The sequence below is a fragment of the Enteractinococcus helveticum genome (genome assembly GCF_001657475.1).
GTDB lineage: Bacteria > Actinomycetota > Actinomycetes > Actinomycetales > Micrococcaceae > Yaniella > Yaniella helvetica.
Genome location: NZ_LXEY01000019.1, coordinates 36,657 through 49,910, shown reverse-complemented (window position 1 = coordinate 49,910; position 13,254 = coordinate 36,657). Strand labels below are relative to the sequence as shown.

The 13,254-nt window shown below is 57.6% G+C and carries 19 protein-coding genes; 7 read left to right on the top strand and 12 right to left on the bottom strand.

Going from position 1 to position 13,254, the window contains the following annotated elements:
* Nucleotides 1-148 precede the first annotated feature (148 nt).
* Genes A6F49_RS08335 through A6F49_RS08325 form a run of 3 tightly spaced genes read right to left on the bottom strand, consistent with a single transcriptional unit; the run spans nt 149 to nt 2,203 of the window.
* Nucleotides 149-913, bottom strand: a complete 765-nt coding sequence (locus A6F49_RS08335; protein WP_043058058.1) for a hypothetical protein — start codon at nt 911-913, stop codon at nt 149-151.
* Nucleotides 913-1,833, bottom strand: a complete 921-nt coding sequence (locus A6F49_RS08330) for an ATP-binding cassette domain-containing protein (protein ID WP_043058057.1) — start codon at nt 1,831-1,833, stop codon at nt 913-915. Before A6F49_RS08330 ends, A6F49_RS08335 begins: the two co-directional genes overlap by 1 nt.
* Nucleotides 1,834-1,846: 13 nt before the next feature.
* The gene (locus A6F49_RS08325; protein WP_043058056.1) at nt 1,847-2,203 is read right to left on the bottom strand and encodes a GntR family transcriptional regulator; all 357 of its coding nucleotides are present in this window, start codon (nt 2,201-2,203) and stop codon (nt 1,847-1,849) included.
* 20 nt (nt 2,204-2,223) lie between these two features.
* On the opposite strand from A6F49_RS08325, the gene A6F49_RS17715 reads away from it, so the two are divergent.
* Together A6F49_RS17715 and A6F49_RS08320 are read left to right on the top strand one after the other, a co-directional pair.
* Nucleotides 2,224-2,517 (top strand): hypothetical protein, encoded by a 294-nt coding sequence (locus A6F49_RS17715; protein ID WP_150119434.1) that lies wholly within the window; start codon nt 2,224-2,226, stop codon nt 2,515-2,517.
* Nucleotides 2,510-2,797, top strand: coding sequence for a hypothetical protein (locus tag A6F49_RS08320; protein WP_043058055.1), 288 nt, complete (start codon nt 2,510-2,512; stop codon nt 2,795-2,797). The genes A6F49_RS17715 and A6F49_RS08320 overlap by 8 nt, the downstream gene beginning before the upstream one ends.
* A gap of 26 nt (nt 2,798-2,823) precedes the next feature.
* Here the strand turns inward: A6F49_RS08320 and A6F49_RS08315 are convergent, their stop codons facing one another.
* Nucleotides 2,824-3,174 (bottom strand): hypothetical protein, encoded by a 351-nt coding sequence (locus A6F49_RS08315; protein WP_043058054.1) that lies wholly within the window; start codon nt 3,172-3,174, stop codon nt 2,824-2,826.
* Between the two features lie 359 nt (nt 3,175-3,533).
* On the opposite strand from A6F49_RS08315, the gene A6F49_RS08310 reads away from it, so the two are divergent.
* Complete coding sequence (locus A6F49_RS08310; protein ID WP_043058053.1) at nt 3,534-4,085, top strand: YceI family protein; 552 nt, start codon at nt 3,534-3,536, stop codon at nt 4,083-4,085.
* A 27-nt stretch (nt 4,086-4,112) separates the two neighbouring features.
* On the opposite strand, the gene A6F49_RS08305 is transcribed toward A6F49_RS08310, so the two are convergent.
* The 5 genes from A6F49_RS08305 to A6F49_RS08285 form a co-directional block, all read right to left on the bottom strand.
* The gene (locus A6F49_RS08305; RefSeq protein ID WP_043058052.1) at nt 4,113-5,054 is read right to left on the bottom strand and encodes a cation diffusion facilitator family transporter; all 942 of its coding nucleotides are present in this window, start codon (nt 5,052-5,054) and stop codon (nt 4,113-4,115) included.
* Between the two features lie 2 nt (nt 5,055-5,056).
* A complete protein-coding gene (locus A6F49_RS08300; protein WP_043058051.1) occupies nt 5,057-5,431 on the bottom strand; it encodes an ArsR/SmtB family transcription factor in 375 nt (124 codons plus the stop codon).
* A 65-nt stretch (nt 5,432-5,496) separates the two neighbouring features.
* Complete coding sequence (locus tag A6F49_RS08295) at nt 5,497-6,387, bottom strand: amidohydrolase family protein (protein ID WP_150119433.1); 891 nt, start codon at nt 6,385-6,387, stop codon at nt 5,497-5,499.
* 78 nt (nt 6,388-6,465) lie between these two features.
* Entirely contained in the window at nt 6,466-6,903 is a 438-nt protein-coding gene (locus A6F49_RS08290) for a hypothetical protein (RefSeq protein WP_052504882.1), read from the bottom strand.
* 147 nt (nt 6,904-7,050) lie between these two features.
* A complete protein-coding gene (locus tag A6F49_RS08285) occupies nt 7,051-7,485 on the bottom strand; it encodes a universal stress protein (protein WP_043058050.1) in 435 nt (144 codons plus the stop codon).
* 168 nt (nt 7,486-7,653) lie between these two features.
* Here A6F49_RS08285 and A6F49_RS18865 point away from each other — a divergent pair, with 168 nt between their 5' ends.
* The gene (locus A6F49_RS18865; RefSeq protein WP_082911682.1) at nt 7,654-7,896 is read left to right on the top strand and encodes a tautomerase family protein; all 243 of its coding nucleotides are present in this window, start codon (nt 7,654-7,656) and stop codon (nt 7,894-7,896) included.
* Here A6F49_RS18865 and A6F49_RS08275 read toward each other — a convergent pair.
* Nucleotides 7,805-8,830 carry a GlxA family transcriptional regulator gene (locus A6F49_RS08275; protein WP_082911681.1) on the bottom strand — a complete coding sequence of 342 codons (1,026 nt, stop codon included), beginning with the start codon at nt 8,828-8,830 and terminating at the stop codon, nt 7,805-7,807. The two genes, A6F49_RS18865 and A6F49_RS08275, sit on opposite strands and share 92 nt — an antisense overlap.
* Before the next feature lie 121 nt (nt 8,831-8,951).
* On the opposite strand from A6F49_RS08275, the gene A6F49_RS08270 reads away from it, so the two are divergent.
* Nucleotides 8,952-9,584: an isochorismatase family protein gene (locus A6F49_RS08270; RefSeq protein WP_043058048.1), complete on the top strand. Its 633-nt coding sequence runs from the start codon at nt 8,952-8,954 to the stop codon at nt 9,582-9,584.
* A gap of 270 nt (nt 9,585-9,854) precedes the next feature.
* Here the strand turns inward: A6F49_RS08270 and A6F49_RS08265 are convergent, their stop codons facing one another.
* Nucleotides 9,855-10,136: a hypothetical protein gene (locus A6F49_RS08265; protein WP_043058047.1), complete on the bottom strand. Its 282-nt coding sequence runs from the start codon at nt 10,134-10,136 to the stop codon at nt 9,855-9,857.
* Nucleotides 10,137-10,200: 64 nt separating this feature from the next.
* A complete protein-coding gene (locus A6F49_RS08260) occupies nt 10,201-11,049 on the bottom strand; it encodes a DinB/UmuC family translesion DNA polymerase (RefSeq protein WP_082911680.1) in 849 nt (282 codons plus the stop codon).
* Between the two features lie 156 nt (nt 11,050-11,205).
* On the opposite strand from A6F49_RS08260, the gene A6F49_RS08255 reads away from it, so the two are divergent.
* Together A6F49_RS08255 and A6F49_RS08250 are read left to right on the top strand one after the other, a co-directional pair.
* On the top strand, nt 11,206-12,315 hold the full coding sequence (locus A6F49_RS08255; protein WP_082911679.1) for a tyrosine-type recombinase/integrase: 1,110 nt from the start codon (nt 11,206-11,208) through the stop codon (nt 12,313-12,315).
* Entirely contained in the window at nt 12,312-12,656 is a 345-nt protein-coding gene (locus A6F49_RS08250) for a helix-turn-helix domain-containing protein (protein ID WP_043058046.1), read from the top strand. The genes A6F49_RS08255 and A6F49_RS08250 overlap by 4 nt, the downstream gene beginning before the upstream one ends.
* The last annotated feature ends 598 nt before the right edge of the window (nt 12,657-13,254 follow it).

The following is a 13,254-nucleotide window of genomic DNA, read 5'->3' as shown; positions in this document are numbered from 1 at the left end:
TGCCACCGCACCACATCAAGCGACCATACTTTTTGCGAATCGACTGCTACTGAGAATTTCGAGCCGAATTTTCCCATTAGTGGGGCACTTTAAAAAAGAATGATGCCGGCCCCTCGAAGTGAGGGACCGGCATCATGAGTGTTATGGGTTATCCAGCGGTAGCCTTGCGAATGAGCAGGTAGTTCACCCCGCCCAGCGCAATGACGGCCAGCAAGCCCCAGCCCGCCAGGCTGAACGCGTTCTGGTCAACGAACCACATGCCGATATTGCCCCACCAGGCGTTATGAGTAATCAGGACCACTGCGCCCAGAAGGGCAATGACGACGCCAATGATGACGGCCCACAGGATCAGGATGGAAACCCGGCGGTACAGGATCGCCCAGAAGAACCCGAAGCACATGAAAAACAGGACCACCACGGTGTACATGGCACCGACCCCGACTCCCCCACCGTAGTCTTCAAAGACTGGTGAACCGAAGACGTAAATGTGGCGGCCGAAGCCGTCGGTGAGTCGTTCGATGTAGTAGGCGAGCATCGCGGCCACACCGTAGCCGAGCGAAACTGCCAGGAAGGTCAGGTACGTGCCCATCAAATAGACGCGGCGACTATAGCTCAGTGCCAACGAGAACGGGAACGTGTGCGAGGCGGTGTAGGCGGCCATGAATGCCAGGTACCAGATGGTTGCCTGGGAGGCACCCGTCGAGTTCAGTGGTTCTTGTGCTGCGATGCGCTCGGGCATCTGCGAATCGATAAAGAAACCGATCCCAACTCCCAGGGCCCATGCCAGGACGAAAATAAACATCGGCAACCAGATAAACGAGTACGGGACCGCGAACTGCAGCCGGAAGGCCGCCGGCACTCGGGCGAAACTGGACCGGTGGGAATTGGCTGGTTGTGCAGTTGTGGTAGTCATCAGAAACCCTCCGATGCGTTGTCTTGCCCGTTTTTGCGCGTCATGTGCACAATGAGCTGTTGTAGGGATACGGGGATGAGATCGAGATCCAGGTCCTTGACCAGGCAGTGCTCTTCGGCGTTGAGTTTGCCCAGCACTGTCACCCTAGCGATGCGGCCGAGGTCTTCGCGGTCCAGCACCTCGCGGTTACCAACCACTTGGTTCACGGCGTCGGCACGCCCCACGAGGGTGACCGCCCGGTCTGCTAGTTCTTCGGCGGATTCATCGACCATGATCTTGCCCTGATCAATCACCACCACGTGTTCTAACAGATGCGAGATCTCATCGATCAGGTGCGACGAAACCACAATGGTGCGTGGATGCTGAGAGTAGTCCTGCAGCAGCCGGTCATAGAACAGTTGCCGCGCAACAGCGTCCAAGCCCATATACGGTTCATCGAAAACTGTTAGCGGCGCCCGGGATGCCAAACCAATGATGACGCCGACCGCGGACTTTTGCCCGCGAGACATCTTTTTGATCGTCGTTTTCATCGGCACCCGAAACTCTTCGATCAGTTGCTGAGCGAAGTCCTCATCCCAGTTCTCGAAGGCCTCGCGAGCTGCCTTGAACGCGTGTTTGGCCAGAGCATCTTCTGGGTAACGCTGTTCTTCACGAACAAAGCAAATATTGGGTAGGACCTGTTCGTTTTCGTGGGGCACCTGGCCGAAGACACGAACCGAGCCAGCGGACGGCCAGTCTTGCGCCGTCATGACCGACATCAACGTCGTCTTGCCGGCACCGTTGCGTCCGAGCAGTCCGTGGATCTTGTCTTTTTCAAAGTTCAGCGTGACATCATCGAGGGCAAGAGTGTCTTTGAAACGGCGAGTAAGGCCATGTGCTTCGATTGCCCTGACACTGATGTCCGTAGCCGGGGTGTTCATGGTTTCTCCTAGGTTAGGAATCATCGCGGTTGCGAATCATCGCCAGAACCGCTTCGGTATCGAGTCCAATTGCCCGTGCTTCGCTCAGCAGGGGATCGACGTAGCGCTGTGCGAACTGTTCGACTCGTTCGCTGCGAACAATCTGCTGCGCACCGGGCGCAACAAACGTTCCCAGGCCGCGCCGTCGAGTCAAAATGCCCCGGTCCACTAACAGACTGAGACCTTTGCCGGCGGTTGCCGGGTTGACGCGGTAAAACGCGGCAAGCTCATTGGTTGATGGGGCCTGTTCATCTTCCGCCAACGAACCGTCGAGAACCGACGCTTCGATGTGTTCTGCGATCTGAATGAACAGCGGACGACCATCATCCATGGGACTCACCTTCCACATTTGTGAAACAGCTTCGCGGGTTGACTACCTCGCTGGTTCATTACTCTACTAACCAACCAACGAACTTGCAACAGTTTCGAGAAATTTGTCTTCGAAAAATCACGAGCCACGGACTTGGCGCGTATCGCTTTGCCATGCATAAAATTGTCCAACGCATCACCAAGACACCACGGCGCAACGCGGCGGTAAAATCACCCGCCGGGCACGCCCTGTTTATTCCGACAAATGACCGCAGTACAGTGGCAGATACCAACAGTGATCGTTTTGAAGATACGAGAGGCTGGCGTCATGACTGAATACGACCCCGAGAAGTATTACGACGACGATGAGCAGGATCTCGAAGAACCACAGGATGGCCGCGACAGCCAACCACCCGAAGAGGGCTCATCCGATGATCCGGAGGCGCTCGACAAACACGACCCACTGCGCAAACATGACCCTATACTGGTCCAAACCAATACCGGCTCGACCATAATCGGCGAGGCTGCAGAACCCACTGATGATGAGGCACTTGACGAAGAACGCATTATCGACGACGTCACCGAGCTGGACGACGACCTCGACGAACCCCGATAGCTCAGGAACCCTGGTAGCTCAGACTGCTACGGGCGTTGCGCTCCGGGTAAGATTTCGCGCACTTCGATCCAGGTATCCAGCTGCCCCGCCAGGGTTGCTGCGACTTCTAATGCTCGCTCGCGGCTTGCAACCCGAATCCCCCAGACTCTGGCGGAGGGTTTGCCACCCTCGTTGTAGAAACCACTGCGAACTTCTGCACCGGGCCCCACGACCACAGCGTGGGATTCCGGGTCGAGCACCTCGACCCAGTCAAGCTCAGAGTTGGCAAACAGCTCATCTTCGAATCGGGCAAGAAATGCGACCACGTCCTCACGCCATGCTGGGCTACGACGACGCAACTCCTCTTCACGGATGTGCCATGACAATAGGTAGCGCATTTGAACTCCTCACATACAGTAGCCGTAGCGGCCGTTATTTCGGAGGCGAAGTGCCCAACATTTCCGGTACCCCCATGTTCCCATCACAGACCGGCAGTGTCGACTAGCCAAACGATCTTCGACTCGCACTTTGCGACAGTTCCGCGCCATTGCAGCACAGAACTGCATAGAGGACATGTCGACATGTCCTCATACTTTATATGTCAACTAAATGGCATGGCATGTACAGACATTCATGCGTTAAGATAAGGACAGCTGCACTAATGTAGCGACCCGGCAGTTGTGCATGTCAGCGGCCGCAATGAGGTTGGAAGGATGACCGGACCACGGTCGAATTCCCATCACAAAGGATTCTCACTATGCCAAGCAATTCCGAGTTAGCCGGCACCTGGGATATCGATCCAGCTCACACTCGTATCGGTTTTTCTGCACGTCACGCCATGGTCACCAAGGTCCGCGGGGCATTCAACGACGTCGCCGGATACGCGGTTATCGATCCGGAACACCCCACAGACTCGGAAATCGAGATTCGAGTCCAGCTGGCCAGCGTCGACACCCGCAACGAACAGCGCGACGAACACCTGCGTAGCGCGGATTTCTTTGACGTGGAAAACCACCCAGAGATGATCTTCACCGCGACCAGCGTGGATGAAATCGAAGAGAATAACTACGTCGTCGTCGGGGAACTCACCATCCGAGAGATCGCCCGTCCGGTCACGGTTCCCTTGCAGCTACGCGGATTAGAACGTGATCCTTTCGGGGCGCTGCGCGCAGGTTTGGAGGGTACGCGCCGCATTGATCGTCGGGAGTGGGGTCTGGAATGGAATACTCCGCTGGATTCTGGTGGCGTGCTCGTCAGTGAGAAAATCACGCTTGAATTCGAATTATCGCTGGTCAAACGCGAAGAATAGGCATAGCAATCGGCATCGCGTCAGCACCTAGGGGTGCTTGAGCACCGCTGGTTCTGCAGCGGCAATGTCGGCCGTTTCAATTTGGAACGTGGAGTGGTGGATCGCCACCTCAAAATGTTCGCTGACGCATTGTTGCACAGCCCGCAGCTGCTCGGCGACATGGCCGCTGGTAAAACATTCGTCCTGGACGACAATGTGGGCTGTCAGCACGGGCAAGCCGGTGGCCACGGTGGAGGCATGTAAGTCATGCACATCAAGCACATGGTCAAGTTCCATAATGTGGCGTCGAACCTCATCCAAATCCAAGCCCTTGGGCGTGAATTCCATGAGCACGCTGAGGGTTTCGCGCAGCAACGTGTAGGCACGCGGCACAATGAGTGCCACGATGAATAAGCTGGCAATCGCATCGGCTTGAAGGAACCCTGTGCTGGCCATGATGACCGCTGCGACAATGACGCCGAGGGAGCCCAGTGCGTCGTTGAGTACTTCAAGAAATGCCGCCCGCATATTGAGGTTCGCGCCGCGGCTCGAGGCCAACACCGCTAGGGCAATCACGTTTGCACTCAGCCCCAGCACACCAAAGACCAGCAATTCCATGGCCGGGACCTCAGGTGGGCTGACAAGTCGGCGGATGCCCTCAATGGCGGCATACACCCCGATGACTAATAACAGTGACGCTTGGCCAAGGGCGGCGATCACTTCGATCCGGCGAAAACCCCAGGTCCGGCGCGACGTCGGCGGCTTGTGCATGAGCGTCGCAGCAATCAGTGCAACCAGCAGCCCTGAGGCATCGGTCAGTGCATGAACCGTATCGGTCAGCAGCGCCAGGCTGCCGGTGACGATCGTACCGACGAACTGAACAAGCACAATGACGGCAGTCAACCCGAAGGCAATCCACAATTTTTTGCGGAAATCTAGTGACTGTTCTGCTTCGCCGACCGACGGCCCGTGGTGATGTCCTGCACCCATAGTTACGATTCTTCTTCGACGACGGCGTACCCACCAAGGCGCAGGTGCTCACAGAGCTGGGCGCTTTTACCGGTGGCTTCCAACATTTTCTCAGCGGCGGCGATTAATTCTTTCAACAACGTAGGCTCCGCCAGGGCGTACCAGGTAGAACGACCCTGCGGGCGCGCCGCAATCAAACCGCATTCGGTCAAAAAACTCAGGTGTTTACTGACGGTCGATTGCGCCAGGTCCATATGCTCTACAAGGTCTCGCACCCGATGCTCGCCCGAGGCGAGATGCTGCAGAATTGCCAGACGCTTTGGCTCAGCAACGGCCTGAAAGAGGTGAGCGTACGCTTGAGTCGCCACGTCATCGAAGCCAGAATTATTGATCGCCATACAGCGATGATAACGCTTTATAACGATACTGTAAAGGGGGCGGCAGTTCCTTCCTCATTCCTCGGCTAGCCCAGCAGTTTTGCGGGATTATGCCACAGCACCTTACGCATCCAGTCCTCGCCCAGACCCCAGTTGTGCAGGGCTTCGATCTGGTGGCTGTAACTATAGGGAATCGTGGGAAAGTCCGTGCCCAGCACCACCTTGTCGGCCAGTTCGTGCATCGTGTCGCAGTAATCCTCGGGCATGGGCGCGAAATTGCGTCGCACATAATCCGTGCCGACCATTGTGGTATCCAGGTACACGTTGGGTGCTTGTTTCGCTAAGGTGGCGAACTCGTCATACTCAGGCATACCCATGTGGGCAATGATCACCACCAACTCCGGGTGGCGCTCGACCAGTTCAACTATCGGGCCTGGACCGGTAAATTCACCACCGTGGGGACCGGATCCACAGTGAATCACCACCGGCACTTTGGCTTGGGCGATCAGTTCCCACGACGACGTTAACAACGGGTCCAGCACCGAAAACGATCCTACCTGGACATGCACTTTAAAAATCCGGGCGCCGTCGTCCAGCACCTGTCCGACCATCTCTTCCACGCCGGGCTCCGGGAAGAACGTTGCCGAGTGAATCGCGTCGTTGTAGTGGGCTGCGAATTTTTTGGAATACTCATTGAGATACCCCGCCATGCCGGGGCGGTGTGCATAATTCAACGTGCTGAATGCCTTGACGCCCAGCTCGCGCAGTATCTGTACCCGCTGGGGCTCTGAGTATCGGTAGGCGATAGGCCAGGCGGGTTCGCCCAGCTCGGGCAGCCGGTCGAAGAATCCCCAGACTTTTTGTTGCACACGGTCGGGCATGAAATGCACGTGCAGGTCGATGATCCCCGGGACGCCCAGCGCCTGAAGGTATCCAGGAAGATCCTGGTCAGTTGTGGGTGCCTGCAGGCTGCTCACGTGTGCTCCTCGGGGAATCAAATAGACATGCAATCCCCGGCTATTCTAGTGACACAGTTCACCGCAATGCCATTTTGGTCAGTGCTCTACGGTGCGGCGGAAGGTCAGATCATAGTCCTTTCGCCAGGTCTTGCCCTGATCCTCCGATGCTTCCCACCGGCCGGCGATCTCCTCGCCGCGCACGTCGGCGATGAAGCGTTGATAGAAGTCAGGGTCATCGCGCCACAGGTTCCAGGTGGCCCCCTCGAAGGTCATGTTGAACACGCGTGAGACGCCGCGCTCATCGTGATACAGCGCGATATAGCTCTGGCGCGCATCGCTGTACCCGATCATCAGGTCATATGAGGGTTCGCCGCCCAGCTGCGAGCGCATGCCGATAAAGGCGTCGCGAATCCACTCAAACGTCGCAGCCCCTTGAACCTCGGTATCGCGAGGCTCCAGGAACCAGGCGTCAGAGAGCATCATGTCCCAGTGCCCGATGAGCACGCCAAATTTTTCTAAAAACTCATTGCGCATGATTCGCTCCACATCCGTCATTCCGGCGGTGAGGCCCGATGTCAACGTCGTGTGTCACCGCGCGTGGGGTGAGTTTGGTGGCCCGATTCTATCAGGGGGCACCATGCGCGGCACTAGGGAGCGAAAAACGTCAAGCGCAGGAGTGTGCTACCCGAGGCGAGTATTGGCAACGTAGACGTCGCAGGATGCGTTTGAGATCACTGAACGCGCGACACTCCCAAGGATTCTTGCCGGACCTTGGGCGCGCTTATTGCCGACGACGACGAGGCGAGCCTGGCGTTGTTCAGCTTCGTCAACAAGTACATCGGCGGGGTTGCCGTGGGCAACCGATGCGGTAATGGTCAAATTGGGGAAATCTTTTCGCAGCGCTTCGGCAGCCTCGGAGACGGTGCGTTCGGCGTCCTCCACCAGGTTGATGATGACTTTTTCAACGCCGTCTGCCAGAGTCCGGCGCTCCCCCGGACCATAAGCGGAAACCACATGCAGCGAGCCGCCGAAGGCTTCGGCTGTTTCGGCGGCCTTGCGGGCCGCCAGTGTTGCGGTTTCGCTTCCGTCGACTCCGGTTATAACGACATTTGCCATAATGCTCCCCTAGTTTTTGTCTGCGCGGGCATGTTACTGCGATGTGTATTTCAAGTCTTTACTGTATCCGAGGCTGACGTGGAAGGCTGTTGCCGCAACGATCTTTGTCCAAACAGCGTAGCCTAGAGGGGTATTCCACCTGATCCCAAGCTCATTCAAGGAGCACTCATGCCGCATATTGCCGTGAACATGTACCCGGGTCGCGACGAAGCCACTAAGCGCGACATTGCCGAGAAACTTCAGCAGTTCTACGTCGAAACATTTGGGACCGATCCCGAGGCTGTTTCGGTGTCGATCGTCGAAATCCCGGGCGAAGAATTTAGCGAAACGATACAGCAACGCTACCGCCCAGGAGACCTGTATCTCTCTTCTCGGGCGGTTCCGGCAGGCGAGTACATTCGACGTCGCTGAAGTGCTGGCGGTAGGCCGTGGGAGTGGTGTCGTATGCGGTGACAAAGTTTTGTCGGAACGTCACCGGGCTGGAAAATCCACAGGCCGTAGCAACTTCACTGATGGGCAGCTCGGTGGTTTCGAGCAGGCGGCGAGATTCGTCCAGGCGACGGGCAAGCACCCACTTCGCGGGGCTCACACCCGTGTACTCGCGGAAGCGGCGAGAGAAATTGCGCGGGCTCATCTGCACCTGTTCGGCCAATGTTTCAATGGTGAGCGGCTGGTCCAGATGGTGTAACGCCCAGTCCATGACCTCACCGATGGGTCCCTGGGCGTCCGCTTCGTCGACGACCGGGCGCTGAATGTACTGTGCCTGTCCGCCGTCTCGGTGCGGCGCGATGACCAGACGTCGAGCAACCGCAGTGGCAGCCTCAGCCCCAAGCCTGCTGCGCACCAGATGGAGACAAGCGTCTAAGGCCGATGCGGTGCCGGCCGAGGTCAGCACGTCTCCATGATCAATATAGAGTGCTCCTGGCCGGACGTCGACGTTAGGCGCCTGATGCATCAGCGCTTCAGCCTGGAGCCAGTGCGTCACTGCAGTCCGGCCATCCAAGAGTCCACTATGTGCCACCGGAAATGTTCCCAGGCACAGCCCTGCAACGGTGGCACCGCGCTGCTGCGTTGCTCGAACCATATCGATAAGTGGTTGCTCAGCGGGTGGCAGATCGATCGGCCAGGAGGGAAAGACCAGCAAGTCAGCGTCGTCAGCCGCCTCGGGGCCACGAATCTCGGCGACCTGTAGTCCTTCGGCGGTGTGGATGGGCTCGCCGTCGTCACTAAAGACCGTGGTTTCCCATTCTGCCAACCCGGATCGAGTCACTTCGCCAAAGACAGCCAATGGCGTGGAGAGATGGAACATGGTCATTCCATCGAACGCATGGATCGTAATACGCACGGTTGTCCTAAATTCATCGAAAGTAGTCTTTTATGCCACTCACGGTAGCACGGCGAGGTGGGGCAGAGTCAAAGGTGTACGCCAAAGCCATCGCTTTGAACTCAATTGAAGGAGGACATTCATGTCCGCACCAAACCGTGCACTTGTTGTTATCGACGTCCAAAATGAATACTTCGACGGCCCCATGGAAATCCAGTATCCGCCCCGCGATAAGTCGCTAGCCAATATTCTTGCTGCCATTGACGCCGCCGAACAGGCCAATATTCCCGTCGTCATTGTCCAACATGATATGCCTGCCGAAGCGCCGATCTTTGCGCGCGGCACGAAGGGCTGGGAACTGCACCCGGACATCGAAGCGAAAGTCACCCCGGAAACCAAGCACATCAATAAGCAGTACGCCAGCGTTTTTGATGGCACCGATTTTGCTGACTGGGTGCGCGAGAATAACATCGACACGATCACGCTCACCGGCCACATGACCAACAACTGTGTGCTGGGCACTGCAGAGGGGGCTGAGCCGCACGGCGTGAAGGCCGAAGTACTGTCTGATGCTACCGGCGCGATTCACATCACCAACGAGATGGGCCAAGTGCCAGCTCAGCAAGTGCACGAAACGCTCATGACGATTCTGCACTCCAACTTCGCCGCCGTCACCACCACCGATGCGTGGATGACCGCAATCAAGGATGGCGCTGAGACACCGATGAGCAACCTCGTCGAATCCGCCGTTCAGGGTAAGAAATCGCAAAACTAACTCCGCGGTCCCGTACACCAGCAGCGGTGGCGCTACAGCCCCACAGGCTGCCGCGCCACCGCTCTTTGTCGCCTTGACGCACCTTGCGAGCCGAAAGCTGGGACGCCTATATCCTCAAGGACGGTCCCCTTAGCTGGGTTGCAACCGACCAGGCGATTGGCTCGTCACGGCTGGCAACCTTGGTTCACGAAGACAGAACTGAGCGCGATGTTTCCACCATTATTGCAAAACCGTTGACGACTAAGTCCAAAAGCCTATGGTCCTACCGAATCAACGCAGTGACTTCTGATCAGACCGCGCTGCGTGTTTGCGCCGAAGATACCGGAACCAAGGCAATCCGAAACCGACCATGAGCCACCCAAAGAAAACAGTCAGCCCAGCCGTCACTACCGCGCTCAGCCATGCTCGACCTGCCGCCCACCCGGTAGCTTCCAGGGCTCCTCGCGTAAGATCAATCGTGAGCCAGCCCATAAACATTAACGGCACGGCAAGTAACAGCAAGATTTTCCATGCGCCCTGCATCCTGGGAGAGTGCTGAGCTTCGTCTGACATAGGTCTTCTTTCGCGCAATGACATGGTTTTGAATAATACTGGTCTGCCTGCTCTCAAGGTGCGCTTATTTGGCATATACCGTGAGCAATTCGCCCCAATGGGTAGTGTAGCGCGGCGACATCATCTCGCGGCGCATCTGCCAGGACGGCCCGTCGCGCAGACCCGCTCGACCCAGGCCGATAGCACCGCTACCATGTTCACTACGGACCTGTTCGAGGAGGGCCCCGAGCTGCTTGGTTTCCTGGTCCGAAGCGAATTCGTCAAGCATCTGTTGGGCACCGGCCGGCCGCAATTCGGTGACAGTAATGCCCGCTTTGGCATAGCGGATCCCCGGTGAAATCTTGGTCAGCAAAGCCTTCGCCGCCTTCGTCAACACGACCGGGTCGGCAGTGTGTGCGCTCAGCGAGACGGTCGCCGATGGCTGATGGGATTGTTCTTCATTGAAGTAGCTGGTCATCGCCCAGGCGGTGACCACTTTTGCCTCGGTCTGCTGCTTATGCAACCGGGTGGCCGCACGTTGCGCGTATATGGCCAGCACCTGTTCCATCTTTTCACGGTCAGTAATAGGCTCCGAGAAGCTACGCGAAAACAACAACTGATCTTTCGTCTCGCGTTCTTGTTGCATCGGAATACACGGGGTCCCGCGCAACTCGAGCAGCGTGCGCATCTGCACAATGGAAAACTTCTCGCGGATGCGGAACTCATCGGCATCCCGGAAGTCCTTAATCGTCACGATACCCAAGCCGTTGAGCCGTTTGACCATGCGTCGGCCAATCCCCCACACTTCACCCACCGGCAACTGTCCCAGCAAATCTTCCCGGGTGGTTTCAGGCACGCGATCCCACACGCACACGCCAGCCAACTGCGGAACCTTCTTTGCGGCTTGATTGGCCAGTTTCGCCAGGGTCCTCAACCATGGACTGTTGTATCAAATGCAACTGGATACGTATGTGTTGGTGGTCAATAGCGTCGGCCAGCGATGAGGAATGTCCGCGACTTTAGCCTAGCTAATGCGAAGTCGGATTGACCATTGACAGTTGTTGCATCTAACCATACAGTCAGTGATTAGATGCAACATTTTTTGGACGTCAGCACCCTCCGGCAAGTGCTATCGCTCGATTCCGGAACCGCGGCCCTTCGCCCTGACGAAGCGGTCTACGAATCGATGCTCGGTTCCTGGGAACAACAACAACGAAGCCGTAGTCTTGCTGAAGCCACCGTCAAAAGCCGCACAGCTGTGGTCAGGCACTTCGGGGAGTATGCAGGGTCCTACCCGTGGCAGTGGCAAGCGTCAGATCTCGACGAATACACAAGCCACATGCGTTCAAAACGTCTCGCGATCTCCACGATCAGGCAACGACAAGGGATCTTGCAGGTCTTCTGTAACTATCTGATTAGCCCCGACTACGATTGGGTTGAAATCTGCCAAGCCCAATTCGGAGAAACACCCTCGCAGATCTGTTTGCCGTGGAACACCACAAAACACGTCGCAGACTACGAAGGTCGCCCGGCCCGACGGGCCCTGACCTTCGACGAGATCGAGACATTGTTCCACTACGCCGACTCCCGCGTCGAAAAGGCCATTCGGGATGGCCGCAAGGGCGCGTTGGCAGCACTTCGAGACGCCCAAATGTTCAAGACCGCCTACGCTTTTGGCCTGCGACGGGCCGAACTGCGCGGGCTGGACATCCACGACCTGCATGCCAACGCACGCGTTCCTCAATGGGGACGCTACGCTGCTATGCACGTTCGCTGGGGGAAATCGAGCAAGGGAAGTGTGCCGAAGCGTCGGACCGTTTTGCTGGTCCCGGAACTTTCATGGTGGATAGCTGGTATGGAGCAGTGGGTTGACGAAGGTCGGGCCCTGTTTGGGCCGGGAGAACTTCCTGCATTGTGGCCCACCGAACGCAAGACACGGGTCTCCCTGGAATATATTGACCGCCGATTTACGGCCCTGCGGCGCGAAGCCGGCCTCGACTCCGCCCTGACATTGCATTGCCTTCGTCATTCCTACGTCACACACTTGATCGAATACGGCTATGCCGACCGATTCGTCCAGGAACAGGTTGGACACCAGCATTCCTCAACGACGGCAATCTATACGTCCGTCAGCGGCGACTATAAAAACCGAATCCTGGCCGACGCCCTGAGCCGTTTCAATACCCTGGAGGCACCGTGAACAAGCGTGTTGAGACCGTGTGGAACCTGCGCCAGCTGATGGCTGATCAGGGCCTGTTTAAAACCACCGAACTGATTCCTCTGCTTGAGGAGTTCGGCGTCAGCCTCTCCCGGGAACAGGTGTACCGGCTGGTCACCCAGACACCCGAGCGGGCCAACTTGCACTTCATCGGGGCTGTGTGTGCCGCGCTGCATTGCACGGTCTCGGATCTGATTGAGGTTCGAGTCGTAGAAGAGGCGGCTGTCGTGAACGCCGTCGAGCCGTCTCGTGGTTCCATCGGCAACTTACGACCGATACCCGCCAGGATCCATCGCCCACAACAAGGCCCCCAGAACCAATGAGTCCGCGGGCCCAGGATCCCAGCAACGTCTTGGCTGACATTGTTCGTGCTTGCGAAATGGAGCTGCCAGAGCTCCCCGATTCCATCATCCTTTCGGCAGCAACCAGCGCTGGTGGACGGCAAGCACGCGGCCAATTGGCACGTGAATTGGCTGCAAAACCTGATCTGCTGACATCGGGCCGCTCGGACGCATCGCCGACCGCGTACCGCTTGATGAAAGAGCTCCGTGCAAAAGGTTTTGCGGAGATCCAGCTGCCGTGCTGTGCCACCTGCGGACGGACCCAGAACCTTCCCCACAAGGACGGCAACGGCGGAAAGCGATGCGCAAGGTGCAATCGACGCGCGACCACCCCTGATTGCACGGTCTGTGGTGAAGTTCGCAAGAGCGGCTACCGAATCATCGACGGCGCGCCCTACTGTGTGAGGTGCTGGATGCAAGATTCCCGGAGCCATGAAACCTGCGCTGGCTGCGGGGATCTCGGCACGATCGTCGGGCGAAAGGGCAACCGCCCAGTGTGTAAGAAATGCTACTCCTCACCGCCAGTGACCTGCGCCCACTGCGGAGACGTCCGCCCCGCTGCCGCGCGAAACGATGGCAA

What these genes read in the sequence shown, in the direction of transcription:
- A6F49_RS08310 (WP_043058053.1), top strand. Translation starts at nt 3,534, where the DNA reads ATGCCAAGCAATTCCGAGTTAGCCGGCACCTGGGATATCGATCCAGCT.
- A6F49_RS08290 (WP_052504882.1), bottom strand. Translation starts at nt 6,903, where the DNA reads ATGCGCAATGAGTTTTTAGAAAAATTTGGCGTGCTCATCGGGCACTGG.
- A6F49_RS08335 (WP_043058058.1), bottom strand. Translation starts at nt 913, where the DNA reads ATGACTACCACAACTGCACAACCAGCCAATTCCCACCGGTCCAGTTTC.
- A6F49_RS08255 (WP_082911679.1), top strand. Translation starts at nt 11,206, where the DNA reads ATGCAACATTTTTTGGACGTCAGCACCCTCCGGCAAGTGCTATCGCTC.
- A6F49_RS08285 (WP_043058050.1), bottom strand. Translation starts at nt 7,485, where the DNA reads ATGGCAAATGTCGTTATAACCGGAGTCGACGGAAGCGAAACCGCAACA.
- A6F49_RS08300 (WP_043058051.1), bottom strand. Translation starts at nt 5,431, where the DNA reads ATGGCGATCAATAATTCTGGCTTCGATGACGTGGCGACTCAAGCGTAC.
- A6F49_RS08305 (WP_043058052.1), bottom strand. Translation starts at nt 5,054, where the DNA reads ATGGGTGCAGGACATCACCACGGGCCGTCGGTCGGCGAAGCAGAACAG.
- A6F49_RS08330 (WP_043058057.1), bottom strand. Translation starts at nt 1,833, where the DNA reads ATGAACACCCCGGCTACGGACATCAGTGTCAGGGCAATCGAAGCACAT.
- A6F49_RS18865 (WP_082911682.1), top strand. Translation starts at nt 7,654, where the DNA reads ATGCCGCATATTGCCGTGAACATGTACCCGGGTCGCGACGAAGCCACT.
- A6F49_RS08325 (WP_043058056.1), bottom strand. Translation starts at nt 2,203, where the DNA reads ATGGATGATGGTCGTCCGCTGTTCATTCAGATCGCAGAACACATCGAA.
- A6F49_RS08265 (WP_043058047.1), bottom strand. Translation starts at nt 10,136, where the DNA reads ATGTCAGACGAAGCTCAGCACTCTCCCAGGATGCAGGGCGCATGGAAA.
- A6F49_RS08315 (WP_043058054.1), bottom strand. Translation starts at nt 3,174, where the DNA reads ATGCGCTACCTATTGTCATGGCACATCCGTGAAGAGGAGTTGCGTCGT.
- A6F49_RS08320 (WP_043058055.1), top strand. Translation starts at nt 2,510, where the DNA reads ATGACTGAATACGACCCCGAGAAGTATTACGACGACGATGAGCAGGAT.
- A6F49_RS08270 (WP_043058048.1), top strand. Translation starts at nt 8,952, where the DNA reads ATGTCCGCACCAAACCGTGCACTTGTTGTTATCGACGTCCAAAATGAA.